We start from the raw sequence: 24,887 nt of genomic DNA, 5'->3' as shown, positions 1-24,887 counted from the left end.
CGGACTGTTTTCTTAGGAAGGTAAACTCTCACACTATGGCGAATCCATTTGTAAAGGCTTGGAAGTACTTGATGGCGTTGTTCGACAACAAAATCGAGGAAAACGCTGATCCTAAGGTACAGATCCAACAGGCGATCGAAGACGCACAACGGCAACACCAGGAGCTTTCGCAGCAGGCAGCGGCTGTTATTGGCAATCAGCGCCAGCTGGAAATGCAGCTAAACCGTCGCCTCGCGGAGATTGAAAAGCTTCAGGCAAACACCCGCCAGGCGTTGCAGCTCGCGGAAAAGGAACGCGCGGCTGGTAATGCCACCAAAGCTGTCGAATACGAAAACGCTGCCGAGGCGTTCGCAGCTCAGCTCGTTACCGCGGAACAGTCCATCGAAGACACCAAACAACTGCACGACCAGGCGCTTCAGCAGGCGGCACAAGCGAAGCAAGCCGTTGAACGCAACGCGATGCAACTACAGCAGAAGGTGTCCGAGCGCACCAAACTGCTGTCCCAGTTGGAGCAGGCGAAGATGCAGGAGAAGGTTTCCGAGTCTATCAAGTCGATGAACTCACTGACCGCATCCGGCAATACACCTAACCTGGATCAGGTTCGCGAAAAGATTGAGCGTCGCTACGCGAACGCGCTAGGCCAGGCAGAATTGGCGCAGAACTCCGTCGAAGGCCGGATGGCTGAGGTCGAGCAGGCAGGTATCCAGATGGCTGGGCATTCTCGTCTCGAGCAGATTCGCGCAGAAATGCAAGGAATTGAGTCCTCGAAACCACAAAGTGCCATTGAAGGTGGCACTGGTGCCGTAGCAGACCCAGCCGTGGAGCAGAAACTGCGCGAACTCCGTGGCGAGTAATCAAGCTTAGGACACGAAACTCCTTTAAGAACACCCCGCTGGCAGCACCCAAGTCTTGAGGGTTGCCAGCGGGGGATTTGTTTGTGAGGCTTGGTTTGTTTGACACCGTTTAGGCGGCTCAGTTGGTGACGATCGTTTCCACAGGGTTACGTGGGTAGGGGTGTTCCTTGAGGCTCGTTTACGAGGAGATCGTTGAGTGCCGTTGATATTTGCACACTTTTCGAGTTTTGTGCCATTTGAAAAGCGATCGGCACTCGGCGCCCGAGTCCGCCCGGAGCCAAGCGGCACCCGAAAGGTCGGCTAACTAGTCAGCGGCGCCACGCGCAAGGAGTGCATCGCCGATGGCTTCAGCTCGGCGAATTGAGCGCACCAACACAGGCAGAATTACGGCGCGAATAGAATGGTCGGCTCCGCGGGCTTTGCGGGCCGATATGGCGTCGGCAAGTGCCTGGGCTTGCAGAGGGATGAGTCGGATTGTGAGGCTCATCGCCAGGCTGATTGCCGGTACCGGCACGCCGAAGCGCGCTAGGGGTGCCAGTAGGTGCTCGAATGCATCCATGAGTTCGGACATGTGTGTGGTGAGCGTCAGCAAGGTTGCGGCGGTAATTGCTGCGTACAGGGTGAAGAAAAGCCCCAGGGCTGCATCCCATCCAAGTTGCCACCACTGAAAGACCACGATGACAACCAAGATTGGTAGGGGTGGCAATAGTTGACCTCGAGCGATACGCATTGGGATGTGTGCGATTCCGTAGCAAGTCAGTGTCACTAGGAAGCAAGCTAGTCCGGGGAGCGCGGACTGCGCCCAGATTGATGTGGCGATGATAAACGTAACAAGTCCAAGGAACTTCCACCCGGCACGCATGCGGTGGAAGAATGTGTCACCTGGCACATACACGCCCAACGGGACATTCAGCATCAGCCTTGTCCCATCAAACGCCGGTAGAAGGCGATAACCTCGTTTGGATGCCCATCGGCGGCAACCTGCTGGTCGTCGATGCAGACGACGCGGTCGAAATCTCCGAGGAAGTCGAGGTCGTGGCTCACCACGATGAGCTGCTGCGTCAACGCGTGAAATGTCTCTTGAAGCCCGTTGCGGTTGCGCAGATCAAGAAGCGTGGTCGGTTCGTCGGCAATAACTAGCTCCGGTGACAAAATAAGCACTGCAGCCAAGGCCAGGAGCTGTTTTTGTCCGCCGGATAGCGTGTGCGGCGAGTCTGACGCATGGTCGGCTAGTCCAAACCGTTCGAGCATTGCCAGCGCTGCTTCTCGACGCTCCGACTTGCTCAAACCCTTTCTGCGCAGTGAAAACTCGATGTCTTCGATCACGGTGGGCATGATGATTTGATTATCTGCGTCGGAAAACACGAACCCAACCCGCTTTCGTACTTCTTTGCCGTGAGAGGCTACGGAGAGATCGTCGACAAGCACGGACCCGGAGGTAGGCTCGGCGAGTCCGTTGATGAGCCGAACGAGGCTCGATTTGCCTCCTCCGTTGGCACCGATGATGCCGATGCGTCGCTCCGAGAGTGTGAGGTTAATGTCGCGCAGTACGGTGCGATCGCCGAACTGTACGGAAACATGATCAAATGTGATCGTGGGCATGGTTAGCTAGTGTGCGCTCGTGGATCGGGAGGTGCGCAGCCCCGGCAGGGCGTTGATGAGAGCAACAGCGATAATGACCATAACGATAACCTTGATGAGGTCGGGAATGATGAATGGCGACTGGGCCACGATTGCAGCCTTAGCATCCATATGTGCGCGCAGGATCAGACCACACACGCCACAGCCGTATTGGACGAAGAGAGCCAGGATTGCACCCACACTCAGGGTGACGATCTGGCCCACTTTGGCGCGGGGTGCCTTTGCAGCGAACGAGCCGGCCACTGCAGCGGAAATTGGATAGCCGATGAGGTAGCCGGCCGCTGGACCTGCAAGGGCCGTCAAAACATTTCGGCCACCGGCGAGCACGGGAAGGCCAATCAACCCCAAGATCAGGAAGAGCAACACGGCGAGGAAACCCCGTCGACCGCCCAGCACCAATCCAGCCAGGATGATGACGGCGTTTTGCAGCACGATGGGTACGCCCGATGCCGTCGGCAAAGAAACGAATGCGAAAACGATAATCAGGGCGGCAAATACAGCGACATATGCGATGTCGCGTACTTGGTTTGCGCTGGAAGCAGCCATGGGAGCCTTTCGGAGGAGGTTGCAGCGGGCCAGACCTTGCTTACCTGGTCTAAACACTGTTCAATAAGTCGTTTTACGATGGTAACTTTAGCATCCTGCTGCCGAAGCTTTGGATATAGCGGCTGCTCCGCTCCTGGGCTGTGTCAACGGTTGTGGTTCATTCGCGGGCGATAATGTGGCGGGGATACGGCGACGTTGACGGTGTGGGAGAAAGTGCTGGGCTATTGTGCAGGTATGCGTTTGGCGGAGTTTCATCGTTTGGTGGCGGATGAGTTTGGTGCGGATACGGGCAAGTTTTATCTCAGCTCGCACATCGTGAGCGGGGGCGATCAAACTCCGTTGGAAATGATCGAAAATGGCGTCGACCTACGCGAGATTTGGTGGGCGCTATGTCGTGACTTTGAAGTGCCTAAAGAGCGCTGGTTAGGCGAAGATATCTAGCCACATCTGCCAGGCGGACACGCCCAGCGCTTCGAAGTGCTTTCGAACAACTGTGCGTGTATACTTTCGAGGTGTCGACCCTGCGCGCTAGGTTAGTCCTCAGTGCGCTCGCGAAGAATTTCCGGCAAGGATGGATCGTTTCGCTGGGCTCAAACAGTCTAACTAAGTGTGACTGAAAAATTTCTGCAACCATTAAAGGACGAAGACATGGCAACGAAGAAGACCAAGACGACAGCAGCGACCGGCGGCGACAAGCAAAAAGCACTCGACGCCGCGATGGCATTAATCGAAAAGGACTTTGGCAAAGGCGCAGTGATGCGTCTTGGCGATGAAAATCGCCCGCCAATCCAGGCTATTTCTTCGGGAAACACCGCGATCGACATTGCTCTCGGCATTGGCGGTTTCCCAAGGGGACGTATTGTCGAGGTTTACGGCCCTGAATCTTCCGGTAAGACCACGGTCGCCCTGCATGCAATTGCACAAGCGCAGCGTGCCGGGGGTATCGCTGCATTTATCGACGCCGAGCACGCTCTCGACCCTGATTATGCGCGCAAGTTGGGTGTTGATACTGATCAGCTGCTCGTGTCGCAGCCCGACACCGGTGAACAAGCCCTAGAAATTGCCGACATGCTCGTTCGTTCTGGCGCTATCGATATTATCGTTATCGACTCTGTGGCTGCGCTGACTCCGAAGGCCGAAATCGAAGGCGAAATGGGCGATTCCCACGTCGGCCTCCAAGCTCGCCTCATGTCCCAAGCGCTTCGCAAGATGACCGGTGCTCTCTACAACTCCGGTACGACAGCGATCTTTATCAACCAGCTGCGTGAAAAGATTGGCGTGATGTTCGGTTCGCCAGAAACCACCACCGGTGGTAAAGCGTTGAAGTTCTATGCCTCGGTGCGCTGCGATGTCCGTCGCATCCAAACTTTGAAAGACGGCCAAGATGCTATCGGTAACCGGACGCGCCTGAAGGTGGTTAAGAACAAGGTCTCGCCTCCGTTCAAGATTGCTGAATTCGACATTATGTACGGTGAAGGTATCTCTCGCGAATCCTCGATCATCGATTTGGCCGTTGAAAACGGTGTCATCAAGAAGTCGGGTTCTTGGTTCACCTACGAGGGAGAGCAGCTCGGGCAGGGCAAAGAGAAAGTCCGCCTGAACCTCAAAGAAAACCCAGAGTTGGCGGACGAACTGGAAGACAAGATCTACCAGAAGATCGGTTTCGGCAAGTACGCCGACAGTGCCGATTCGCTCAGCGATGAACCCATTGACGTCATCCCAAGCGTCGACTTCGACGATGACGATGATGAGTAGGCCCAGCTAAGCAACAAATGACCCCATCTGGAGACAAGGCGGAAAAGCTGGCGCAGCTTTCGGAAGCTCTGGCCAACTTTTCCGCCAATGGCGGCGAACCCCTTTTTGACCGCGAGTTCGAAGCAAACAAAGCTACCGTTCGAAATCGCGCACTTCGTCTGCTTGATGTCCGGTCACGTTCGCACGCCGAGCTGAGGCAACGGCTTATCGACGCCGAATTCGAAGCAGCTCTCGTCGACAGTGTCATTGAAGACCTTGACAATGCTGGGCTGCTCAACGATGCGCAGTTCGCTATTGATTGGGTTAGGCAACGCCACCAACGACGGGGGAAATCCCGGCTCGCATTAGACAACGAGCTGCGACAAAAAGGCGTCGGGGACCGCGAGCGAGCACAGGCTCTGGCACAAATCAGTATTGACGATGAACGTGTCAAAGCAATAGAACTCGCCGCGAAGAAGGCCCGAACGATCCGGGAAGCGCCAGTGGACTACCGGCAACATGAACGCGCATTGGCAAAAATAGTCGGTGTGCTCGCTCGCAGAGGATACCCACAGTCCATGAGCCTAGACATCGCTCGAAATGCGCTAGAGCAACGCATCGCCGAGCTCACAGAAGACGAGCAACTAGCCGGCACTGCCGCAAACGATGAAACCGGCCCGGACACTGCGTAAGGCGGTGTCCGGGCCGGAAGCGTAGAAAAACAACTCAGCGAAAGCTGCTACTCCACAGTCGACCGTAGATCGTGGTAGTCAGGATCGTGCCAGTCGGCGTTGACATTATCCTTGGTTTCCAGGCCCTGGTTCGGATGCTCAGGAACCTTCGCCAGAATATTGCGACGTGCACGACCAGCACGAAGCTGGCGTTCGATACGCTCGGCAAGGATCGTCAGCGCGTAGTTAATGATGATCATGACGACGGCAGTGACCGCCAAAGCAGCCAGGAAGTTGCGGTAGTAAGAAGCCGACTGCATACCGGAGCGAACCAACTCGATGTAACCAATCTGGTAGCCGAGTGCCGAGTCCTTCAGCGCAATAACCATTTGAGAGATCAGGGCTGGCAGCATTGCCGCCACAGACTGCGGCAGCAAGATCGACCACATGGTCTGGCGGTGCGACATTCCCAACGCCCGGGCTGCTTCCACCTGGCCCTTCGGCAGGGAACGGATACCCGAACGCAAGATTTCGGCGATAACCGAACCGTTATACATGGTCAGACCGAACACGACCGCAGCGAAGGCGAGTTGAGACGACGGGAACAACGCATACTTAGCGAAGAGCTGGTAAGCGAAAATCATCAGTAACAACACCGGAATTGCGCGGAAGAACTCCACGATGATTCCGCAAATCCAGCGCAAGAAGGCGTTCTCGGAGAGACGGCCGAGCCCGAGGACGACACCCATGATGAGCGCGAAAACCACCGAGACAACTGCAGATTTCAGAGTGCCGAACAACCCAGGTAGGAGATAGGTAGTCCACGTCGTTGACTCGAGGAATGGCGACCACTTGCGGCCTTCTAATTGCCCATTCACATACAAAATGTTGAGTGCCCAGGCTCCAACAGCCAAAGCGAGCAACACGGTAACCACCGTGATGATGGTATTGAGGCGACGTCCGTTAGGTCCAGGAGCGTCGTAAAGTACTGTAGCGCGAACTGACATTACTTCTTCACCGCCAATCGGGTAGAAGCTCGTCCGACGGCCAATCCCATCGGCAAGGTGAGAACGATGAAGCCGAGCGCGAAGATGCCGAAGACCGTAAAGAGCTGGTCTGCGTGGTTCTCAATCGTCGATTTCATCAACAGGGATGCTTCGGCCACACCAATCACCGAGGCAATAGTGGTGTTCTTGGTTAAAGCGATGAGGGTGTTACCTAGCGGCACAATGGCAGCGCGTAGCGCCTGCGGGAAAATGATCGTGCTGAAAATCTGGCCGAAGCTCAAACCGAGTGATCGGGCAGCTTCTGCTTGCCCGAAGTGAACGGTATTGATGCCTGAGCGAAGTGACTCAGCCACGAATGTTGACGTGTAGAGTGTGAAGCCCAAAACGGCGATCCAGAAGTTGTTGTTCTTGATGAAGTTCTCGTTCTCCCGAGCCAAGGTAAGGCCCAGGTTCTGGTAGAGACCAACGGAACAGAACAGGACAATCAGCGTCAGTGGCGTGTTACGCACGATGTTGATGTACCAGGTGGAAATGGTACGTAGGAAAGCAACCGGAGAAACGCGCATCGCCGTCAAGATCGTGCCTAGGATCATGGAAAAGATCGCCGAATAGAATGTCAGCTTGATCGTGATCCAATAGGCGAGGACAAACTTCGGTTCTAGGTCAGTCCATAGAGCATTCATGAGTAGTCTCCTTTCTTATTCTCGTTGGGGTTACTTCGCATCCAAGAAGGACAAATCGCCAGGCTTGCCCTTTTCGACGACCTTGGCGTCATCGCCCAGGTTCTCCTTCAAGAACCGTTCGAAGCTGCCATCGGAGTACATTTGATTGAGTGCCTTGTTAATCGCCTCAGTTGACGCAGTATCGCCCTTAGCGTGGCCGATGCCATAGCGCTCGTTGGTAAATGGTTTGCCGTCTTCTTTGTTCATCTCAACGACCTTGAACTCGCCTTCGTATTGCGAGGCGAAGCCGTAAAGAATCGTGGCGTCGGTGGTCATGGCGTCCACTTTCTTCTGGTGCAACGCTTCCACGCAGGATGAGTAGGAGTCGTATTCCTGCAACTGCACCGTCGGCAGCGCGTCCTTGATCTTCTGCGCTGGGGTGGAGCCGGTGACCGAACAGAGCTTGCGTCCACTAGCCAAGTCAGTCAGGGCGTTCAGCGAGTTGTCATCTTGCCGGACCAAAAGTGCTTGGTGGGTGATGAGGTAGGGGCCACCGAAATCGACGGCTTTAGCACGCCCCTTGTTGATGGAATAGGTAGCAGTAATCATGTCTACCTCGCCGTTCTTAATTAGCGTCTCACGCTGAGCAGAAGGGGTTTCCCGCCACTTGATCTTGGGGTGCGCCACTCCTTGATCATCGGCGATGGCGTTGACCACGTAGGTGGCAACATCGACGTCAAGACCAGACATGGATTTGTCAGGGTGACGGAGCCCAAGACCTGGCTGGTCATATTTAGTGCCGAGGATAACCTCGCCGGCGGCAATGCTCTTGACCAAGCTGCGTGGCTCGGTACTGCCGCAGGCGCTGAGGCTAACAACAGCGGCGGCTGCTAGCACGGATGCAGCAATAGTGCGTAATGGTTTTTTCATGGTAGTCCTTGAGTTCGCGTGGAAAGTCACTAACAGTAGCCAGGAGATTCAGCGCGAATTAGTGGCCGAGGATCTTGCCGAGGAAGTCCTTGGCACGATCGGACTGAGGATTGTCGAAGAAGTTTTCCGGATCGGTGTCCTCAAGAATCTCGCCGTCGGCCATGAAGAGGATACGGTCGGCAGCCTTGCGAGCAAATCCCATTTCGTGCGTGACACACACCATCGTCATACCTTCCTTGGCGAGCGACGTCATGACATCCAGGACTTCGTTAACCATTTCCGGGTCGAGGGCAGAGGTCGGCTCGTCGAAAAGCATGACCTTAGGATTCATGGCGAGGGCGCGGGCGATCGCTACGCGCTGCTGCTGACCACCAGAGAGTTGAGCTGGGTACTTATCGGCCTGGGAGGCGATGCCGACGCGCTCGAGGAGCTTCAATGCTTGACGGTCGGCCTCTACCTTGTCGAGCTTGCGGACCTTCACGGGAGCGAGGGAGACGTTTTGCTTGATCGTCAGGTGCGGGAAGAGGTTGAAAGATTGGAAGCACATGCCCACGTCAGCGCGGAGCTTGGCGAGTTCCTTTCCTTCTTCAGGCAGCAGCTTGCCGCCGATGTGGATGGTGCCTTCATCTATGGTCTCGAGGCGGTTGATGGTGCGGCACAGGGTCGACTTGCCTGAGCCGGAGGGGCCCAAAACGACAACGACCTGGCCCTTTGGGATATCGAGGTTGATGTTCTTGAGGGCGTGGAAGTCGTCAAAATATTTGTTAACTCCGCGAAGGGAGATCATGGAGTGGTTTGCGTCACTGGTCATGGGCTTATCGTAATGTAAGTTTCGACACAGTCCAACCGTAGGCGCCGCCACTTTTGCAAATTTTGTGAACGAAGACACCTTTGTGGCTGGTGGATGCCGTTTCGACTTGTCGCACAGGTCTCAGCAACCACGCTGCAATTGCAGAATAAAATATGATACTTATCCAAACAGCAATGCAGCACCCGGCGACCAGGTCTTAGCATGCAATTTTCCGACGACTAATCGCATTAGGCCCCAGGACGCTTCCCGGTTAGAATTGCTTGCTGTGTTAGAACAAGCGCCAGATACAGCAACCAAGACTTATGAAGTGCGCACCTTTGGGTGCCAGATGAACGTGCACGACTCTGAGCGCCTCTCCGGACTTTTAGAGGAAGCTGGTTACGTGCCAGTTGCCGACGATGCACAGCCTGACCTCGTTGTTTTCAACACCTGCGCGGTGCGGGAGAACGCCGACAAGCGACTATACGGCACGCTCGGCGCATTAAAGAACGACAAGGAAAGTCGCCCTCGAATGCAGATCGCCGTAGGCGGCTGCTTGGCCCAGAAAGATAAAGACACGGTTATTCAGAAGGCGCCGTGGGTCGATGTGGTCTTTGGCACCCACAACATCGGCTCCCTGCCAGCCCTGCTCGACCGAGCTGCCCATAATAACCAGGCGCAAGTTGAAATCGTAGATGCGCTGGAGCAGTTTCCATCCGTGCTCCCAGCAAAACGTGAGTCAGCCTACGCCGGCTGGGTGAGTGTCTCAGTCGGTTGCAACAACACCTGTACTTTTTGCATCGTGCCGTCGCTACGCGGCAAAGAAGTGGACCGCCGCCCTGGAGACATCCTTGCCGAGGTCCAAGCACTGGTTGATCAGGGAGTTTCCGAGGTAACTCTGCTGGGGCAAAACGTCAACGCCTATGGCGTGAACTTTGCGGATGAATCGCTCGAACGGGATAGGTCGGCGTTTTCCAAGCTGCTGCGGGCATGTGGGGAGATCTCCGGGTTGGAGCGGCTGCGTTTCACCAGTCCGCACCCTGCCGAGTTTACTTCGGATGTAATCGACGCGATGGCGGAAACGCCGAACATTTGCCCCCAGCTGCACATGCCTTTGCAGTCCGGTTCGGACAAAGTACTCAAGGAGATGAAGCGTTCCTACCGTTCGGCTAAGTTCTTGGCCATTTTGGATGAAGTGCGCGCCAAACTACCCAATGCGGCCATTACGACTGACATTATCGTTGGTTTCCCCGGCGAGACAGAAGAGGATTTCCAGGCGACTCTCGACGTCGTAAAAAAGGCACGTTTCACCAGCGCATACACCTTCCAGTACAGCCCGCGTCCAGGAACTCCGGCAGCGGAGTATGACAACCAGGTCCCCAAGGCTGTGGTGCAAGAACGCTATGAGCGCCTGTTGGCTGTGCAGGAGCGCATTAGTCGGGAGGAAAATGAGAAGCTCATCGGCACTGAAGTTGAACTGTTAGTGCAGGCTGATGGTGGGCGGAAGAACGACCAGACTCACCGCATGACCGGCCGGGCACGCGATGGCCGACTCGTACACTTTGCTCCGACCCCCGCAGCTGATGGGGCTATCGACGGAGAGATTCGGGCCGGTGACGTGATCACCACGACAATTACCGGTGCAGCGCCGTTCTTCTTGCTGGCTGATTCGGGAGTTCATTCTCATCGTCGCACCAAGGCTGGCGATATGTCCGCGGCGGGTAAGGTACCAACTACGGAACCAGTTGGCGTCGGTCTCGGATTGCCTCGGATTGGTCAGCCTGCAGCAGCACCAGCCACTAGTGGCTGTGGCGACTGTGCTTAACCATCAGCTGGATTAACTCACAACGATAGAAAGCGTAACCAAGGTGAACCACACGTCTACGGACAAGGAATACGAAGATCTCGCAGCTCGCGAGCGCAGTATTGCGGCCAGGCTCGACATGTCGGGTCACCGAGTTGCGCTGCTGGGTGGCCCCCTGCTCATCGTACTGAGCTGGTTCCTTCCCTACACTGGCCCAATCACGGGAATTGACCTTGCGTTTTCTACCCAAAGGTCTATTGACTACGGCATCGCACCCCAGGAACGAATGTTCGTGTGGCTCTCAGCGCTAGGCCCTGTGTTGCTCACGCTCGGCGCTTACTTCCTGCGATCAACCAAACTGGCCCAGATCGGTTGGATCATCAGTGGCATCGCGATGTTCTTTTCCATCTTCGCCATCTGGATGCGCCAAACCCGCGATTCCGGACTAGGTCCCGGTCCCGGAATGATTCTGGGTGCCTTGGCCATTCTGGTCGTAGTCTATGGACTCTACAACGTGGTCACCTTGCGCAGTGCGGAGCAAGAAGACATCGCTGAGGCCCGCCGGAGAAGCGAATCCCTTGACCCGGTGGCCAAAGTCCAAAAAGAACTTCTCGACGGCAACCGGCTCGCCACTGCGTCCGGAGCAGCCGAAAACCTTGTTGACGAACGTCGTCAGCGAGCAGCACAGAGTCGAAAAGCGTCTCAGACACCAGATCAACCGGACGAAGATGCCTAGTGAGAACGTAGCCAAGCGGTGGTCACCGAAATCGGGTGGCCACCGCATTTCTGTGCCAGGGCTAGTGCGGCTTGGTTTTCTTCGGCGATGGACAAGTAGCCACGCTGGACCGTGGGTAGGTGTTCGGCAATCGCGGTGGCTAGGGCCGCACTCGCTTGGGTTGCTAGGCCCTGCCTGCGGGCTTGCGGGGCGACGTAGACCAGGCCGATATCAATAATGTCGACGTTGCCTTCCGGAAGGAACGCTTCCGCGAGGGCGAGGATTTCGCCCGCTTCGTCGAGTCCGAGGACATGCAGATTTGTGGTGCCCATCGCGCGCATGTGTTCAGTGTTGGCCTGCAGCCGTTCGCTATTCCATGCTTCGGGTTGAAGCGGAAGGTCACCGTGCGGAATGTCGGTACTTGCGTGGGCATACACCTCGGCCACCTTGGGTACCAACTGATCGGGGAAGTTCGCATTGTGGAAAACCTCCCACTTGGGCTGAGCAGATGCCATTGAATGGTTCACTGGCGCGTCAACCACCAAGGTGCGTTCCGAGTATCCGAGCGAAAATCCTTGGTCTCGCAGTAGTTGTGCCATGGATTCGGTCGCAACGGTGGGGGAGGCTGCCTGCTGTTGCCAGAGCACGAAATGTGGGCGGCCCAGCTTGTGCGCGATCGAATTGCCAAGCTCCAGCAGATGCGTTACTGCAGCTTCGGCGGCTGCGGTGAGCGTCTTGTCGGGCAGTGGCTGGAGGTAGGCGTCAAGAATGAGCTCCGCTTCTACTAGCTCAAGGTGATCCTTCTTAGGCACGGTCAGCACCAGCCAACCTAGGATGTTGTCGCAAGAAAAGTCGGCAAACAGTGGCAAGACGGGCAAACCGAATCGACGCTTGGTGGGATTCGCGGTATCGGAAGTCGTTAGGTCGGGAAGGATAGGCTCGTCGCCGTCGAAGAGCGCCAGGATGATCGTTTCGTGATCTGGGTGGGGGAGCGCTAGCTCTGTGGCGAGCTGCTCGGCGTTGCGGGAAGCATCCATCGAGCCGGTAGCTTCTTGGGCTGACAGGTTGGCCATGAATACCAGCGTGCGAATCACCTCCGATGGCGCTGGGGTGGCACCCGATTGGGCTAGCGGGGCGGTCGCATTAGACGAGGGACGGTCGGCAGTATCAGCGAGAACAGCAACGTGCATGAGGGTAGTCTAGCCCGGGATAGCAAAACCCCCGAGGAAACGCCAGTAAAACAGCGCTTCTTCAGGGGCCAAAAGAGGGCAAAAACTAGAGGTCTTCGACCGCGTTCATAGCGGCGTCAGCCCACTCTTGCCACTGCGCAGCTTGCTCACGAAGCTTAGCCGCCTTGTCCGCCTTGCCGGCCTTCTCCGCAGCCTCGGCTTGGGCGTTGAAGTCTTCTACCTTAGCAATAAACTGCGCAGCACGAGCTTGAGCTGCAGGATCAGTGCGGCGCCATTCTGCATCAGCAGCCTCAGTCACCCGGTGCTCGAGGGCAGCGATCTTGTCTTCAAATTCGCGCACTCGGTTCTTCGGAACGAAGCCGATCTCTTCCCACTTTTCCTGCAGCTCGCGCAGCTTGGCACGCGCGCCGTCTAGGTCCTTTTCTGGGGTGATTTGGGAGTCATAGGTGTCGAGCAATTCCTGCTTCGCGGCGGCGTTTTCTTGGAATTCCTTTTCACGCTCGTCGTGCTCGGCGTTGCGGGCGGAGAAGAAGAAATCTTGAGCGGCCTTGAACGCGTCCCAGAGCTTATCGTCGACTTCTCGAGGCGCACGGCCGGCAGCTTTCCATTCCGTCATCAGATCGCGGAAAGCCCGGGCAGTTTCTGCCCAGTCGGTGGATACCTTGAGTTCTTCAGCTCGAGCTACGAGTGCTTCTTTAGCCTTCTTGGCAGCAGCCCGGCCACGATCAAGTTCAGCGAAATGCGATCCGCGGCGGCGGTTGAACGCATCGCGCGCGCGAGAGTAGCGCTTCCACAGCGCGTCGTCGGTCTTGCGGTCGATGCCACGAATCCCTTTCCACTCTTCGAGGATGTCCCGAAGGCGGTCGCCAGCAACTTTCCACTCCACGGAGCTTTCGCCGATTTCCTCAGCCTCAGTTGCGAGAGCTTCTTTCCGGGCAATCGCATCTTCGCGTTGCTTGGCTTTCGCCTGCTTGGCGGCCACACCAGCAGCTTCGGCTGCGGAAATTAACTCTGCCAACCGCTTGTCGACGGTCGCGAGATCCCCGATCACGGTCGCCGTGGGCAAGCTCTCTTTGAGGTCTTGGGCTTGTTTGGAGATGTTGACGGATTCCTCTGGATGCTGTTGCAAGCGGGTTTCCAGCAACTCGAGTTCGGTCACGAGGTCGTCGAAACGCGTGCCGTAGTGAGCAAGGCCCTCCGCTGCGGTGCCAGCCTGCCAGGAGCCAATCAAGCGTTCGCCGTCGGCGGTGGTCACAAAGACGTCGCCGTTTTCTGCTACCCGTCCCCAATCAGCCGGATTATTGACGATGTGAGCTGGGGCAACAAATCCACCAGTCGATGCCTGGGGGCTAGCTGCTACAGCTGGCTTCTTGGCGGACACACCGGCTCCTGGGCGCGGGCCTGGGCGCGGGCCTGGACGTGGAGCTGGCTTTGGAGTTGGGGTAGTCATGGGAGCGTCCTTCAATTACCTCGAGTGCTCGCCGCGCGACACGGCTGCCTGAACAATTCACACGCAAACCAAGCAGGGTTGCGCTAGCTGTTAAGTGTAGCGCGCAAGCCAAGCCTGCGTTTACAAATGGGCGCACGTAGCGCTGGCTATCGTAGGCGAACGAAAGCTGTGGAACTCAGGCTTAGCCGGCATCATCCCAGAATTGATTAACCGTGGGGCGCATTGTCACAATGTAAGCATGTCTACCCCGCGCCCCATTGCCGTCTTAGGACCAACTGCTTCAGGAAAGTCAGCTCTGAGCTTGGCGTTGGCGCGTGAATTTGGTGGCGAGGTGGTCAACGTTGATTCGATGCAGCTTTATCGTGGCATGGACATCGGCACTGCGAAACTCAGCGTGGCAGAGCGTGGATCCATCGTGCATCATCAACTCGACGTCCTCGATGTAACCACCCCGGCCTCTGTCGCTCGCTACCAGCAAGAAGCGGTCGCAACCACAGACGAGATCTTGCAGCGAGGAGTACGTCCGATTTTGGTCGGCGGGTCCATGCTGTACGTGCAATCGCTTATCGACGACTGGCAATTCCCGCCCACCGACGCGCAAGTGCGCGCGAAATACGAAGCCCGGCAGCGAGAAATTGGGCAGGAAGCGCTGCATGATGAGTTGGCAAAGGTAGATCCAGATGCCGCGGCGATCATCGAAAGGCTTGATCCCAGGCGGACAGTACGTGCTTTGGAAGTCATTGAACTTACCGGACGCCCGTTTGCTGCGTCGCAGCCACCAATTAATCAGCCGCCGCGGTGGAATACTGTGCTCGTCGGGTTGCGCACTACCGCTGAATGGCTTAATCCGCGCATCGAACAGCGCACCAAGTTGATGTTTGAGCAAGGTTTTGTAGGGGAAGTTGAGGCGTTGGTCCAGCAGGGGTTGGTGGCTGATTCGACGGCTGGACGGGCAATCGGTTATGCGCAGGTCTTGCGCTATCTTGCTGGCGAGCTGACCCTAGAAGAAGCAATCGAGCAAACCATTTTGGGGACGCGTCGTTATGTGCGACGACAGCGCAGTTGGTTCAACCGGGATCCGCGCATCCACTGGATTGATGCGAGTGGCGACACCTTTAGTCAGGCGATGGACGTGGTGAAGTCTCTAGAGGTAGCCCACTAGGCCGCTGGTCCGTGCCTGAAGGCTGCCCGTCGGGCTGCTACCCATGATTCCTGGATTTCTTGGGCCCGCTGATCGGTGATGTCCAGCAAGTGTTGTGCCTGGCCGAAGGTGAGGTTTTGCGCTAGGCGGGCTTGGAGGCGGTTCAAGAAGCGCACATTCGTCGAATAGAGGTAGTAGAACTTCTCAATTTCTGGCACGAAGGAATCCGCATTGGCGAGTTCGGGGCGATGCAAGGTGCGATCAGCAAGGGAGTCAGCATCTTGACCAGTGAGGAAGCGATCGAAGTCCTTGAGCACCTCGTCAATCTCCTCAGCCGATAGTCGCACCGAAGCCTTCACTGCCTCGGCTTCCGGATCATTGCGTCGAGAGACAAACGCTAATGAAACGGCAGCAACGATAACGAAAGCTAGGAGTACCCCCAAGGTCTTTAGTAGCGTCACCAACACGATGCACACTGCCACGACAGCAAGGATTAGCGCTGGGTTGCGCCATGCGGGCGGGTCCGGGTAGATGTCACGATCTGGCATGTGCCCTTACCCACCTCGCTTTCCCACTCGTTTCCAAACACCTGCAGTTAAGGCTAGCTGATCACCAAATACTTTAGTGTCCGCCACACCCACCAGATCCGCAGCCACACCCACCAGATCCGCAGCCGTCATCGCCGCCACAGCCAGCTGGAGGGATGATGCGTCCGGCGAGCAAGAATTGGCCGGTGATGATATCGCCCTCTTGGAACGAGCCAGCTTCCGCCGGCAGGCAGATATCCAGTGGGAAGGGGCTCGAAGCGGTCGCATGAATGAAGTTCACGCCGGTCGTAGAGTTGGTTGCCACGTTTACGTTTTCCAGCTTCAGGGTTGCCTCGAACGTGGCATCTGGGGTGGCTGCGCTCCCCGAATTGACTACCTCAGCGCCGGCGGAGTAGAAGGTGCCGGGCGTGGTGGCATCTGTGGCGCGGGAGACGTTTATGGCCAAGGCGGAGAGATTCAGCTGCTGCCATTGCTGGGTCGGTTCGTCGACAAGCAGCGGTCCCTGGGCCAAGGTGCTGACGACGGAAGCAAGATGATAGCCCTCATCGTTGACTAGGTCATTGAGTGCGAGGACATCGTTGATCATGGAAACATGCGCGTCGTTACGGGTGCTACCGGTAAAGCCGGAAAAGGTGGTGAAGGGCTCGGCTGCCAGGATGGTGAGGGTAGCGCCGGACTCATCGAGGAAGTCAATGAGCTGTCCACCCCGAACTTCCCCGGTGACCTCAAGTTTTTCGGAAGCGATAGCGGCCTCAACCGCGTCCTGCCACCGCGTAAAATTCATGCCGATGCTTGCCAATTCACGAGTCATAGCCAAAAGTGTAACCCTAATTAGATGGTGGTTAAAAAACCGGTTTTAACTGTTGGTCGCGGTTCATGAGACAATGGCACACAATGACTAATCGCGATTTTGACGAACTGCTTTCTGACGCGTTCAAAGACCACCGCCCAACCACCGAGCCCGCAGAGTCTGCTGGGACCGACCTCTCCGGGGTGATCCGGAGTAGCCAGCGCAGCGTGTTGCCTTCCTATGCTGCGGAAAACGTAGCCGAGACCGCTTCGGATGACATCCCCACTGTGGGTGATCTTGACCTGGAAGAGCGTTCCTCCTTACGCAAGCTTTCTCGCGGTGGCACCGTCCGTGACACTGAGCACCGTGAAGGCTACGAGGTTGAATATCGTAAGTTGCGCCTCGAGCGAGTCGTCCTGGTTGGGGTCTGGACTGAAGGTACCACGGCCGAGATCGAAGCCAACATGGCAGAGCTTAAGGCGTTGGCAGAGACGGCAGGCTCCGAAGTTACTGAGATGCTCTACCAAAAGCGTGACAAGCCGGATCCGGGTACGTTTATTGGCTCCGGCAAAGTGAAGGAAGTCAAAGAGATAGTTTCCGCCACCGACTCGGACACCGTTATCTGCGATGGTGAACTCAGCCCCTCGCAACTTATCGCGCTGGAGCAGGCGCTTAATGTCAAGGTCATTGACCGCACGATGCTCATTTTGGACATCTTCGCGCAACATGCAAAGAGCAAAGAGGGTAAAGCTCAGGTGGCATTGGCACAGATGGAATACCTCTTCAACCGCGTGCGTGGTTGGGGTGGCAACTTGTCCCGTCAGGCTGGTGGTCGTGCCGGTTCCAATGGCGGCGTGGGTCTGCGTGGCCCGGGTGAAACGAAGATCGAGGCGGATCGTCGGCGCCTGCGGGCTGACATGGCTAGGTTACGCAAAGAGATCGCGGGCATGAAGACCACCCGCGAAACCAAACGTGCACGGCGCAAAGCGTCGACGACGCCACAAATCGCTATCGCGGGGTACACGAACGCAGGAAAGTCCTCCCTGATCAACGCCATGACCGGGGCTGGTGTGTTGGTAGAAAACGCGTTGTTCGCCACCTTGGACCCGACGACCCGGCGCGCCGAACTAGCCGATGGTCGTGCGGTGACGTTTACGGACACCGTTGGCTTCGTCCGACATTTGCCGACGTCCTTCGTTGAAGCGTTCCGTTCCACGTTGGAAGAGGTCGTTGAGGCGGATTTGGTTCTCCACGTCGTGGACGGCTCGGATCCGTTTCCGCTCAAGCAGATCGATGCGGTTCGGACTGTCATTTTGGATATTGTCCGCGAAACTGGGGTGGAAGCGCCTCCAGAACTAATCGTCGTCAACAAGATTGACCAGGCTGATCCCTTAACGCTCGCGGAGCTTCGCCACGCACTCGACGATGCCGTGTTTGTTTCGGCCCGAACGGGCGAGGGAATTGCTGAACTGCAAGCGCGCATCGAGCTTTTCCTGAATACCCTGGACGCACACGTCAAACTTTTGGTCCCGTTTACCAGGGGAGATGTGATTGCTCGTCTTCATGAACAAGCGACCGTGCTCAGTGAAAACTATGGCGAGAACGGCACGCTTATCGACGTTCGTTTGCCGCAATCCTTGGCGGCGGAATTGAGTCAGTTCGCCGTCGATTAGCCCGCTTTTGGGGGTCGGTGGGCCTGCTGGTATGGGCTCGAGAATGTGGACGTATCAACATGCCCACACTTTTTTGTTTGTGCCCGATCTGCTTTGACTTTTCGAGCTGAGTTGTTGGATTATCAATGTGTAAGTTCTTAAATCCGGGTCAGCGTCACCGCGACGAGGATAGGTGGCCAGCCCCTCTCAGAGTGGAAGGGCCACCGTCATGAAAAAGCCGATTTACCAAGCGCTTAGTCAGATTTTTGCGGTGCTGTTTCTCATCGTCGGCTGTGGTGCAATGTTTGGCGGCAACTACGCGCACTCTTTTGTGACGGAGCAGTTGACCCAAGAAAAGATTACGATGCCTGAAGGCGCTGCGATTACTTCGTTGAAGAATCCGGATGCCCAGGCAGCACTGCAGCCTTTTGCCGGTCAGCCATTGACCACAGGGGAGCAAGCCAAAGCGTATGCAGACAATTTCATTTGGGAACACATGATGGCCTCGGCCAACGGTCGAACCTATCAAGAGCTTGGCGATGACATTAAAAAGGCCAAGGCTGATGGGAAGTCCGAAGAAGAAATCAAGAAGCTCAATGATGCTCGCGAAACTTCTTTCAAAGGCGACACCTTGCGTGGCATTCTGCTCTCTGCCTATGGCTGGTGGTTGGTCGGCACCATTGCGCTCTACGCTGGTGTGGCCATGATCGTAGTTGCCGTGCTGTTGGCACTGGCTGCTGCCACAGTGCTTCGCACCAAGCGCGCCTAGCCTGATTGTTCTCCAGAGACCCGGTAGCACAACGCTCCGGGTCCCTGGGGCCTTTGTGTGATGAACGGCTGTCCTTTGGGAAAGCACAGGTGGGCAACGGTTTCTTAGCAGTGCCGCCGGTATGCGATAATAACGATTCGTGAGTATTATGAGCTGGACCGTCCACGGCGACGGCAAGACTATTCAACCTGGTGCAGTCGTCGCTCCTGAAGAGCGCCTCAGTTGGGGTCGAACCATCGGGATTGGCATGCAACATGTCATCGCGATGTTCGGTGCGACCCTCCTAGTGCCAACGCTTACCGGGTTCCCGGTGAACACAACTTTGTTGTTCTCCGGCATTGGCACAATGCTCTTCTTGCTTATCACTCGCAACCGGCTGCCAAGCTATCTTGGCAGCTCTTTTGCATTTATTGCGCCATTGATGGCTACGCATGGCGAGGGGATTGGCGTACAAATCGGTGGCGTGTTGGTTGCTGGTCTGGTGCTCATTGGGATCGGACTTGCCGTCAAAGCCGCTGGAGCGCGGATCATTGACATTGTCATGCCTCCGACGGTCACGGGTGCCATCGTGGCACTCATCGGCCTGAACCTGGCGCCAACCGCAGCCAAGAATTTCGCCACGCAGCCGCTGGTGGCTGGTGTGACCCTCGCGGTCATCCTGTTAGCCACGGTCGGTGGGCGGGGCATGATCGCCCGGCTCGGAATCCTGATTGGTGTGGTTGTGGGCTGGGTATTCGCAGCTCTGACCGGAAACCTCAGCGAGGGTGCCGCGGAAGCTGTGTCGCAAGCCGCCTGGATTGGTTTGCCGACATTCCACAGTCCAGAATTCAAACTGTCCGCAATCCTGGTGACCCTTCCAGTAATAATCGTGTTGATCGCCGAAAATGTCGGCCACGTCAAAGCAGTCTCCGCTATGACCGGCCGTGATATGGACGACCTGGCCGGCGATGCCCTCATCGCTGATGGCTTGGCGACGACGCTCGCCGGTGGCTTCGGCGGTTCGGGAACTACTACCTACGCGGAAAACATCGGAGTGATGGCCGCGACGAAGGTGTATTCAACGGCCGCCTATTGGGTGGCAGCGCTAACCGCTGTTGCTCTGGCTTTCATCCCTAAGTTTGGCGCGCTCATTTTTACCATCCCAACCGGGGTGCTCGGTGGCGCCACCCTCGTGCTGTATGGCTTGATCGGCATGCTGGGCGTGCGGATTTGGCAAGACAACAACGTGAACTTCAATAACCCGGTCAACCTGACTGCAGCTGCAGTGGCCTTGGTCGCGGGCATCGGCAATTTGACGCTGACTGTTGCCGGCATTGAGCTAGAGGGTATCGCCTGGGGATCGATTGGCGTGATGATCGGCTACCCGATTCTGAATTCGATCTACCGCACACTCGGGGAAGGTAATCGGTAGTCGGTGACCTTAGCTTAAGCCATGGCCAAAGGGCCTGCGCCACCTCTGGGTATCACACCCCCACAGATGTTGCGCAGGCCCTTAAACGTTGTCGCGCTCACCTTGGGGCGGCGACAATCGGAGGAATAGATGAATTAGGCGTCGAGGTCGCTTGCGATGAGCTCAGCAATCTTTTCCGCAGCGGCATCGTCTTCGCTAGTGACGATGACTTCGTCATCTTTTTCGGCACCAAGCGCCATGATCATCAGCGACGAGGAAGCATCTGCTGGTTCGTCATCGTCAGGGTTGTCGACGAGCGCGATAAAGATGTCTTCGTCGAACTCGGCAGCGGCTTCAGCGATAACAGTTGCGGGGCGGGCATGCAGACCAGTTGCAGCAGCTACCTTCACCTTGATGGACTTCATAACTTTTCCTTTCCGGATGTTCTTCTAGCTCTAATGGAGAGTCTAGTGAATTACCTTGGCTACTTATCGATGCGCCTAGCTAAAGTACGGTTCTTTCCGATACAACTCGGCTGAATTTCTTTTTGAAACCACGGGCTGGACAAACTGTTTTAGGGCGATGACCAGCAGTGCAGACACCACTGTCCCAGCCAGAATCGCCACCAAGAAGCCCCAAACGGGTTGGATGGCGAAGATGACGAAAATACCTCCGTGTGGCGCGCTGGAACGGACGTCGAGAAGCATGCAGAGCGCCCCCGTGAGTGCGCCTCCCGCCATCAAGGACGGCAGAACACAAATGGGGTCGGCGGCGGCAAAAGGGATCGCTCCTTCAGACACGAACGACAGCCCCATTAACCAAGCTGATTTGCCGTTGTCGCGCTCAGCCGGCGTAAATAGCTGGCCACGCATGGCCGTTGCTAGCGACAATGCTAGCGGCGGCACCATTCCTGAGGCCATGACGGTAGCCATGATCGCTAAGCTGCTGGGCTCTTGAGTGGACAAACCAGCGGTTGCAAACAAGTAGACAGACTTATTAATTGGGCCGCCGAGGTCTGAGCACATCATCAAACCGAGGAGAGCGCCGATTGTGATAGAGGAAACGCCGTCGAGAGTTGAAAGCCAATGCTCCATGGCGGCCAAAACACGAGCCAGAGGAACACCCAACAACAAAAACATCGCAAGCCCCACAACTGCGCTGGTCAATAGCGGGATTACCACCACTGGCATTATTGAGGAAATCCAGTGTGGGGCCCGAAGCCTCGTCAATCCGTAGGCGACGGTGCCGGCGATGATTCCAGTTACGAGACCTCCCAAAAACCCGGCCCCCAGCGTGACTGAGATCACCCCGCCGATAAATCCGGGGGCAATACCTGGACGCCCAGCCATGGCAAAAGCAATATAACCTGACAGCGCCGCGACCACCAGGCTCATCGCAGCTTGTCCGGTGGCATAGAACACCGAACCGAGATAAAGACCCAAACCGGACTTGGTGGTGCTCAGCATCCCCTCCGGGGTGACAATCTCATGCCCCGGCAGTGTACTTAGCGAGTGATGCGCCAGCACCGCCTGATACACCATCCCTACGTCGTAGCCACCCACCGCAAAGCCCAATGCCAAGAGCAGGCCACCCGCGGCGACAAAAGGCACCATGTAAGACACCCCCGTCATAATGGCTCTGCGGATTGAATTCAGCAGCTCGGGGGACTGCACACCGCCCGAACTTTGCGACGCCCCCTTGGCCGTCACGCGAGCCGGATGAGGGGAGTGAGCTGCGGCTACTGCGTGGTCGAGCAGCTCGTTCGGGGTGTCGATCGCGCGTTTCACCCCAGTGCGAACAACCGGCAGGCCATGGAAACGCTCCTCATTGCGTACCGCGACCTCAGTAGCAAAGATGACTGAGTCAGCGGTGCTGGCTATTTCCTCAGGAATCGGCTCCACCGAGGACGCTCCTTGGGCTTCCACGATGAGGTTAAGGTCGCTGCGCTTCCGCGCGGCCTCCTTGAGGGCATCGGCAGCCATGTACGTATGGGCAATCCCCGTCGGACACGATGTGACGGCGAGGATTGTTAAGCGTTCGTGGTGCGCTGCAGCTGGATTGGACGCTAGGGCAGTTCGTAAGACCCTAACGGCTGAAGGAGGATCGGGGACCGTACGCAGGGATCGCAGAAACTCGGCGTCAATGAATTTTCGAGCTAGGCGGGAAAGGATCTTTAGGTGAGCTTTTCCACCGCTTGCGGGAGTGGCAATAGCCAAAATGAGATCAGCGGGTCCGTCGGGGCCACCAAAATCGATCTCCTCGGTGAGCCGCAAGAAGACGACGGCAGGAGAAGAAATCGCGTCCGTCTTGCAGTGCGGAATTGCCACACCCCCACGGAAACCTGTGCTGGACTGTTGCTCTCGGGCCAGGAATGCCGACCGCAGCGCTTCGAGATCAACATTGTGGTCACATCGGCCGATGATCTCGGCGATCGTGTCAATAACATCTGTGCTGGATTTGAGCCCCGAGACATCCAGTCGAATTAGCTGTTCGGCAATGAGTTCTTCGGTCACCGCGATCCCCGAGGTAGTTGATCGGAAATATCAGACAAGTGGACGAGCTCCGGGTGGACAATAGCCGGGAAAGGTATCTGGGTTCCCGGCAACGTGGTAGCTGCCGTCCCGTAGGCGACAGCAGTGGACAGTGCCTGGCCCTCATCAAAATTGTGCGACAGACCCAATAAGAAACCGGCTAGCGCACTATCGCCTGCTCCCACAGTAGACAACACATCAATCTCGGGTGGGCGGGCGTGAAGCGCCCGCTGGTGAGTCACCAGCACCGCGCCTGCCTGGCCCAAAGTCACCAAAACATAGCGAACCCCGCGCTTGACCAAACCGTCCGCCGCGGCGACAACGTCGGTGAAGATTCCAGCGGTGGCCTGCTCCTCGAGCCAATGGCCGTCGATACCAGCCAGCACTCCCAACTCAAACGCGTTGGGTTTCAGTAACGCAGGCGCGACAGTTTCCAGATTGTCTGCCACCGATTGCAATGGCGCATCGGAAGCATCGATCGCGACGTGAGCAGCTGGGTTATGATCACGCACCAATGCTGTGAGCTGTGTGTACCAATCCAGGGGAGCATCTGGCGGCAAAGAGCCTGCTAGCACCACCCAATCGGCAGCCACGCACAGTGCGCCCAACCGAGTCTCACAACGTTTGCGGGCGACCGCAGACAGTGACGCTCCGGGACCATTCAATTTAGTAGTGGTGCCATCAATCTCCATGATCGTGGTATTGGTTCGTACTGTCCCCTCGTTGTGGATGTGCTCGAATGGGGCACCGGAGTGGCTCATGAGGCGCAAGAATGCATCATCAGTGGGGGCGGGGAAAACCGCGAGTGTCTTCAATCCCGCGCGGTGGGTAGCGACAGCGACATTGACGCCTTTCCCACCCGCTACCCGGGACACTGCGGATGCACGTTGCACGGCACCGCGGTCCAGTGGCTGTGCCAAAGACAACGTGGAGTCAATGCTTGGGTTGGGAGTAAAAGTGAGAATCATGTTGCTTGTTCCACCTGGATTTGGTGCTCATGAAGAAAATGAGCGAACTCTGCCGGAATACCGGTATCGGTGACAAAAACGTCAATATCGGAAAATCTAGCAAAAGTGACAAGGAAATCCTTGTTGATTTTGGCAGAATCGCACAGCGCGACGGAGGTGCGAGCCCGCGAAATCATGGTGCTTTTGACGGCAGCTTCAGCTGGGTCGGGCGTCGAAAAGCCATGATTGCAACTGACCCCATTTGCACTGAAAACAGCGTAGTCGGCGCGGAGTTGACTGAGTTCGGTGATCGTTTGGTCTCCCACCAGCACGCGCGAGTGCGGCCGAAGTCGCCCGGCCACTACGTGGATGTGGCTAAACCCGGTGTCTGCGCAGAGTGAGGCTATGGATATTGAGCTAGTGACAATTGTCACTTGGGAGAGCGCAGAAGGGCGATGTTCCGCCATGCCGCGGATGAATTCGGAAGTGGTACTGCCAGAGTCAACAAACAAGCTGATTTCCGCATCGGGAAGAATGCGGACTGCGGCAGTGGCAATGCCACGTTTCTGGCGCATATTCTGCACAGGATTGGTACCGAAAGGCCGTTGCGTCAGGCCTGGTTCTTGCACGTCGGACTGGGTGGCGACCGCCCCGCCATGCACCCGCGACACCGCCCCTTGGCGCTCCAATGTTTTCAAGTCCCGGCGAATCGTCTCCGGGGTAACCCCAAACTGTTGGGCCAAGGTGGTGACCGAGACGTGGCCAGTCTTAGTGGCGTGGGCGACAATATCTGCTTGTCGCTCTCTAGAAGTGAGCATGACGCGCATCCTAACGACGCCTTAGGCGCGTGAGTGCCGATGCTTTTCGGCACTGGGCACGCAAGTTCGGGCGGGCTTATCGGTAATTGAAGTGTGCAAGTATGAAGTTGTGGACGGCACTCGCAAGGGGCGAGCGGGTGTTCGTGGACTTTGCTTTCGGCCTATGTTTGAGACGATGTTGGGAAAGCTCTAGCTATTTATGGTTTTACGCCTGGTTGTGTGGGAATGTCAACACTTTTGACAGATGAATATTGTTCGTTTGTTTCTTCTTTGTGCTGTTAGCATTGACTTTAGTAACCCAATCGTT

The 24,887-nt window shown here is 56.7% G+C and carries 25 protein-coding genes; 10 read left to right on the top strand and 15 right to left on the bottom strand.

The window, feature by feature from the left end:
* Positions 1-35 precede the first annotated feature (35 nt).
* Complete coding sequence (locus CEPID_RS07255; protein ID WP_047240403.1) at positions 36-854, top strand: PspA/IM30 family protein; 819 nt, start codon at positions 36-38, stop codon at positions 852-854.
* Between the two features lie 304 nt (positions 855-1,158).
* Here CEPID_RS07255 and CEPID_RS07250 read toward each other — a convergent pair whose 3' ends face one another.
* The 3 genes from CEPID_RS07250 to CEPID_RS07240 are packed head-to-tail and all read right to left on the bottom strand — an operon-like array spanning position 1,159 to position 3,041.
* Positions 1,159-1,770: an energy-coupling factor transporter transmembrane component T family protein gene (locus CEPID_RS07250; RefSeq protein ID WP_047240402.1), complete on the bottom strand. Its 612-nt coding sequence runs from the start codon at positions 1,768-1,770 to the stop codon at positions 1,159-1,161.
* The gene (locus tag CEPID_RS07245) at positions 1,770-2,456 is read right to left on the bottom strand and encodes an energy-coupling factor ABC transporter ATP-binding protein (RefSeq protein ID WP_047240401.1); all 687 of its coding nucleotides are present in this window, start codon (positions 2,454-2,456) and stop codon (positions 1,770-1,772) included. The genes CEPID_RS07250 and CEPID_RS07245 overlap by 1 nt, the downstream gene beginning before the upstream one ends.
* 6 nt (positions 2,457-2,462) lie before the next feature.
* On the bottom strand, positions 2,463-3,041 hold the full coding sequence (locus CEPID_RS07240) for a biotin transporter BioY (RefSeq protein ID WP_047240400.1): 579 nt from the start codon (positions 3,039-3,041) through the stop codon (positions 2,463-2,465).
* Positions 3,042-3,275: 234 nt separating this feature from the next.
* Between CEPID_RS07240 and CEPID_RS07235 the strand changes: the two genes are divergently transcribed.
* The 3 genes from CEPID_RS07235 (at position 3,276) to CEPID_RS07225 (ending at position 5,467) form a co-directional block, all read left to right on the top strand.
* Entirely contained in the window at positions 3,276-3,482 is a 207-nt protein-coding gene (locus CEPID_RS07235) for a DUF3046 domain-containing protein (RefSeq protein ID WP_047240399.1), read from the top strand.
* Positions 3,483-3,689: 207 nt separating this feature from the next.
* The gene (gene recA, locus CEPID_RS07230) at positions 3,690-4,796 is read left to right on the top strand and encodes a recombinase RecA (protein ID WP_047241415.1); all 1,107 of its coding nucleotides are present in this window, start codon (positions 3,690-3,692) and stop codon (positions 4,794-4,796) included.
* Positions 4,797-4,813: 17 nt separating this feature from the next.
* Positions 4,814-5,467 (top strand): regulatory protein RecX, encoded by a 654-nt coding sequence (locus CEPID_RS07225; protein WP_047240398.1) that lies wholly within the window; start codon positions 4,814-4,816, stop codon positions 5,465-5,467.
* A 47-nt stretch (positions 5,468-5,514) separates the two neighbouring features.
* Here CEPID_RS07225 and CEPID_RS07220 read toward each other — a convergent pair whose 3' ends face one another.
* Genes CEPID_RS07220 through gluA form a run of 4 tightly spaced genes read right to left on the bottom strand, consistent with a single transcriptional unit; the run spans position 5,515 to position 8,832 of the window.
* On the bottom strand, positions 5,515-6,453 hold the full coding sequence (locus CEPID_RS07220) for an amino acid ABC transporter permease (RefSeq protein ID WP_047240397.1): 939 nt from the start codon (positions 6,451-6,453) through the stop codon (positions 5,515-5,517).
* Entirely contained in the window at positions 6,453-7,136 is a 684-nt protein-coding gene (locus CEPID_RS07215; RefSeq protein WP_047240396.1) for an amino acid ABC transporter permease, read from the bottom strand. The genes CEPID_RS07220 and CEPID_RS07215 overlap by 1 nt, the downstream gene beginning before the upstream one ends.
* A gap of 30 nt (positions 7,137-7,166) precedes the next feature.
* A complete protein-coding gene (locus CEPID_RS07210; protein WP_047240395.1) occupies positions 7,167-8,045 on the bottom strand; it encodes a glutamate ABC transporter substrate-binding protein in 879 nt (292 codons plus the stop codon).
* A 58-nt stretch (positions 8,046-8,103) separates the two neighbouring features.
* A complete protein-coding gene (gene gluA, locus CEPID_RS07205) occupies positions 8,104-8,832 on the bottom strand; it encodes a glutamate ABC transporter ATP-binding protein GluA (RefSeq protein ID WP_144413557.1) in 729 nt (242 codons plus the stop codon).
* A gap of 352 nt (positions 8,833-9,184) precedes the next feature.
* On the opposite strand from gluA, the gene miaB reads away from it, so the two are divergent.
* Both miaB and CEPID_RS07195 read left to right on the top strand, forming a co-directional pair.
* Entirely contained in the window at positions 9,185-10,660 is a 1,476-nt protein-coding gene (gene miaB / locus CEPID_RS07200; RefSeq protein ID WP_236684324.1) for a tRNA (N6-isopentenyl adenosine(37)-C2)-methylthiotransferase MiaB, read from the top strand.
* Positions 10,661-10,703: 43 nt separating this feature from the next.
* A complete protein-coding gene (locus CEPID_RS07195) occupies positions 10,704-11,375 on the top strand; it encodes an Rv2732c family membrane protein (RefSeq protein WP_047240392.1) in 672 nt (223 codons plus the stop codon).
* On the opposite strand, the gene CEPID_RS07190 is transcribed toward CEPID_RS07195, so the two are convergent.
* Both CEPID_RS07190 and CEPID_RS07185 read right to left on the bottom strand, forming a co-directional pair.
* Positions 11,372-12,544, bottom strand: coding sequence for a GNAT family N-acetyltransferase (locus tag CEPID_RS07190; RefSeq protein ID WP_047240391.1), 1,173 nt, complete (start codon positions 12,542-12,544; stop codon positions 11,372-11,374). The two genes, CEPID_RS07195 and CEPID_RS07190, sit on opposite strands and share 4 nt — an antisense overlap.
* Positions 12,545-12,629: 85 nt before the next feature.
* Positions 12,630-13,994 (bottom strand): DUF349 domain-containing protein, encoded by a 1,365-nt coding sequence (locus tag CEPID_RS07185; RefSeq protein ID WP_047240390.1) that lies wholly within the window; start codon positions 13,992-13,994, stop codon positions 12,630-12,632.
* A 238-nt stretch (positions 13,995-14,232) separates the two neighbouring features.
* On the opposite strand from CEPID_RS07185, the gene miaA reads away from it, so the two are divergent.
* Positions 14,233-15,156 (top strand): tRNA (adenosine(37)-N6)-dimethylallyltransferase MiaA, encoded by a 924-nt coding sequence (gene miaA / locus CEPID_RS07180; RefSeq protein ID WP_047240389.1) that lies wholly within the window; start codon positions 14,233-14,235, stop codon positions 15,154-15,156.
* On the opposite strand, the gene CEPID_RS07175 is transcribed toward miaA, so the two are convergent.
* Positions 15,153-15,683, bottom strand: a complete 531-nt coding sequence (locus CEPID_RS07175; protein ID WP_047240388.1) for a hypothetical protein — start codon at positions 15,681-15,683, stop codon at positions 15,153-15,155. The genes miaA and CEPID_RS07175 overlap by 4 nt on opposite strands.
* A 73-nt stretch (positions 15,684-15,756) precedes the next feature.
* Positions 15,757-16,494 carry a hypothetical protein gene (locus CEPID_RS07170; RefSeq protein ID WP_047240387.1) on the bottom strand — a complete coding sequence of 246 codons (738 nt, stop codon included), beginning with the start codon at positions 16,492-16,494 and terminating at the stop codon, positions 15,757-15,759.
* A 65-nt stretch (positions 16,495-16,559) separates the two neighbouring features.
* Here CEPID_RS07170 and hflX point away from each other — a divergent pair, with 65 nt between their 5' ends.
* The 3 genes from hflX (at position 16,560) to CEPID_RS07155 (ending at position 20,305) form a co-directional block, all read left to right on the top strand.
* On the top strand, positions 16,560-18,146 hold the full coding sequence (hflX, locus tag CEPID_RS07165; RefSeq protein ID WP_047240386.1) for a GTPase HflX: 1,587 nt from the start codon (positions 16,560-16,562) through the stop codon (positions 18,144-18,146).
* A 208-nt stretch (positions 18,147-18,354) separates the two neighbouring features.
* Entirely contained in the window at positions 18,355-18,894 is a 540-nt protein-coding gene (locus CEPID_RS07160) for a hypothetical protein (protein ID WP_047240385.1), read from the top strand.
* A gap of 148 nt (positions 18,895-19,042) precedes the next feature.
* Positions 19,043-20,305, top strand: coding sequence for a uracil-xanthine permease family protein (locus CEPID_RS07155; RefSeq protein WP_047240384.1), 1,263 nt, complete (start codon positions 19,043-19,045; stop codon positions 20,303-20,305).
* A 134-nt stretch (positions 20,306-20,439) separates the two neighbouring features.
* Here the strand turns inward: CEPID_RS07155 and CEPID_RS07150 are convergent, their stop codons facing one another.
* The 4 genes from CEPID_RS07150 to CEPID_RS07135 all read right to left on the bottom strand — a co-directional run bounded on the left by CEPID_RS07150 (position 20,440) and on the right by CEPID_RS07135 (position 24,580).
* A complete protein-coding gene (locus tag CEPID_RS07150) occupies positions 20,440-20,709 on the bottom strand; it encodes an HPr family phosphocarrier protein (RefSeq protein ID WP_047240383.1) in 270 nt (89 codons plus the stop codon).
* A 75-nt stretch (positions 20,710-20,784) separates the two neighbouring features.
* Positions 20,785-22,797, bottom strand: a complete 2,013-nt coding sequence (locus tag CEPID_RS07145) for a PTS fructose transporter subunit IIABC (protein ID WP_047240382.1) — start codon at positions 22,795-22,797, stop codon at positions 20,785-20,787.
* Entirely contained in the window at positions 22,794-23,783 is a 990-nt protein-coding gene (locus tag CEPID_RS07140; protein WP_047240381.1) for a 1-phosphofructokinase family hexose kinase, read from the bottom strand. The genes CEPID_RS07145 and CEPID_RS07140 overlap by 4 nt, the downstream gene beginning before the upstream one ends.
* Positions 23,780-24,580: a DeoR/GlpR family DNA-binding transcription regulator gene (locus tag CEPID_RS07135; RefSeq protein WP_047241414.1), complete on the bottom strand. Its 801-nt coding sequence runs from the start codon at positions 24,578-24,580 to the stop codon at positions 23,780-23,782. Before CEPID_RS07135 ends, CEPID_RS07140 begins: the two co-directional genes overlap by 4 nt.
* Between the last annotated feature and the right edge of the window lie 307 nt (positions 24,581-24,887).

The organism is Corynebacterium epidermidicanis, assembly GCF_001021025.1.
Classification (GTDB): domain Bacteria; phylum Actinomycetota; class Actinomycetes; order Mycobacteriales; family Mycobacteriaceae; genus Corynebacterium; species Corynebacterium epidermidicanis.
Note: the sequence above shows the minus strand (reverse complement) of the source record. Positions and strands in the feature narration are given on the sequence as shown.

Bases quoted from the DNA above. Each gene is read 5' to 3' on its own strand.
- CEPID_RS07255 (WP_047240403.1), top strand. From the start codon at position 36: ATGGCGAATCCATTTGTAAAGGCTTGGAAGTACTTGATGGCGTTGTTC.
- CEPID_RS07250 (WP_047240402.1), bottom strand. From the start codon at position 1,770: ATGCTGAATGTCCCGTTGGGCGTGTATGTGCCAGGTGACACATTCTTC.
- CEPID_RS07245 (WP_047240401.1), bottom strand. From the start codon at position 2,456: ATGCCCACGATCACATTTGATCATGTTTCCGTACAGTTCGGCGATCGC.
- CEPID_RS07240 (WP_047240400.1), bottom strand. From the start codon at position 3,041: ATGGCTGCTTCCAGCGCAAACCAAGTACGCGACATCGCATATGTCGCT.
- CEPID_RS07235 (WP_047240399.1), top strand. From the start codon at position 3,276: ATGCGTTTGGCGGAGTTTCATCGTTTGGTGGCGGATGAGTTTGGTGCG.
- recA (WP_047241415.1), top strand. From the start codon at position 3,690: ATGGCAACGAAGAAGACCAAGACGACAGCAGCGACCGGCGGCGACAAG.
- CEPID_RS07225 (WP_047240398.1), top strand. From the start codon at position 4,814: ATGACCCCATCTGGAGACAAGGCGGAAAAGCTGGCGCAGCTTTCGGAA.
- CEPID_RS07220 (WP_047240397.1), bottom strand. From the start codon at position 6,453: ATGTCAGTTCGCGCTACAGTACTTTACGACGCTCCTGGACCTAACGGA.
- CEPID_RS07215 (WP_047240396.1), bottom strand. From the start codon at position 7,136: ATGAATGCTCTATGGACTGACCTAGAACCGAAGTTTGTCCTCGCCTAT.
- CEPID_RS07210 (WP_047240395.1), bottom strand. From the start codon at position 8,045: ATGAAAAAACCATTACGCACTATTGCTGCATCCGTGCTAGCAGCCGCC.
- gluA (WP_144413557.1), bottom strand. From the start codon at position 8,832: ATGATCTCCCTTCGCGGAGTTAACAAATATTTTGACGACTTCCACGCC.
- miaB (WP_236684324.1), top strand. From the start codon at position 9,185: ATGAACGTGCACGACTCTGAGCGCCTCTCCGGACTTTTAGAGGAAGCT.
- CEPID_RS07190 (WP_047240391.1), bottom strand. From the start codon at position 12,544: ATGCACGTTGCTGTTCTCGCTGATACTGCCGACCGTCCCTCGTCTAAT.
- CEPID_RS07185 (WP_047240390.1), bottom strand. From the start codon at position 13,994: ATGACTACCCCAACTCCAAAGCCAGCTCCACGTCCAGGCCCGCGCCCA.
- miaA (WP_047240389.1), top strand. From the start codon at position 14,233: ATGTCTACCCCGCGCCCCATTGCCGTCTTAGGACCAACTGCTTCAGGA.
- CEPID_RS07175 (WP_047240388.1), bottom strand. From the start codon at position 15,683: ATGCCAGATCGTGACATCTACCCGGACCCGCCCGCATGGCGCAACCCA.
- CEPID_RS07170 (WP_047240387.1), bottom strand. From the start codon at position 16,494: ATGACTCGTGAATTGGCAAGCATCGGCATGAATTTTACGCGGTGGCAG.
- hflX (WP_047240386.1), top strand. From the start codon at position 16,560: ATGAGACAATGGCACACAATGACTAATCGCGATTTTGACGAACTGCTT.
- CEPID_RS07160 (WP_047240385.1), top strand. From the start codon at position 18,355: ATGAAAAAGCCGATTTACCAAGCGCTTAGTCAGATTTTTGCGGTGCTG.
- CEPID_RS07155 (WP_047240384.1), top strand. From the start codon at position 19,043: ATGAGCTGGACCGTCCACGGCGACGGCAAGACTATTCAACCTGGTGCA.
- CEPID_RS07150 (WP_047240383.1), bottom strand. From the start codon at position 20,709: ATGAAGTCCATCAAGGTGAAGGTAGCTGCTGCAACTGGTCTGCATGCC.
- CEPID_RS07140 (WP_047240381.1), bottom strand. From the start codon at position 23,783: ATGATTCTCACTTTTACTCCCAACCCAAGCATTGACTCCACGTTGTCT.
- CEPID_RS07135 (WP_047241414.1), bottom strand. From the start codon at position 24,580: ATGCTCACTTCTAGAGAGCGACAAGCAGATATTGTCGCCCACGCCACT.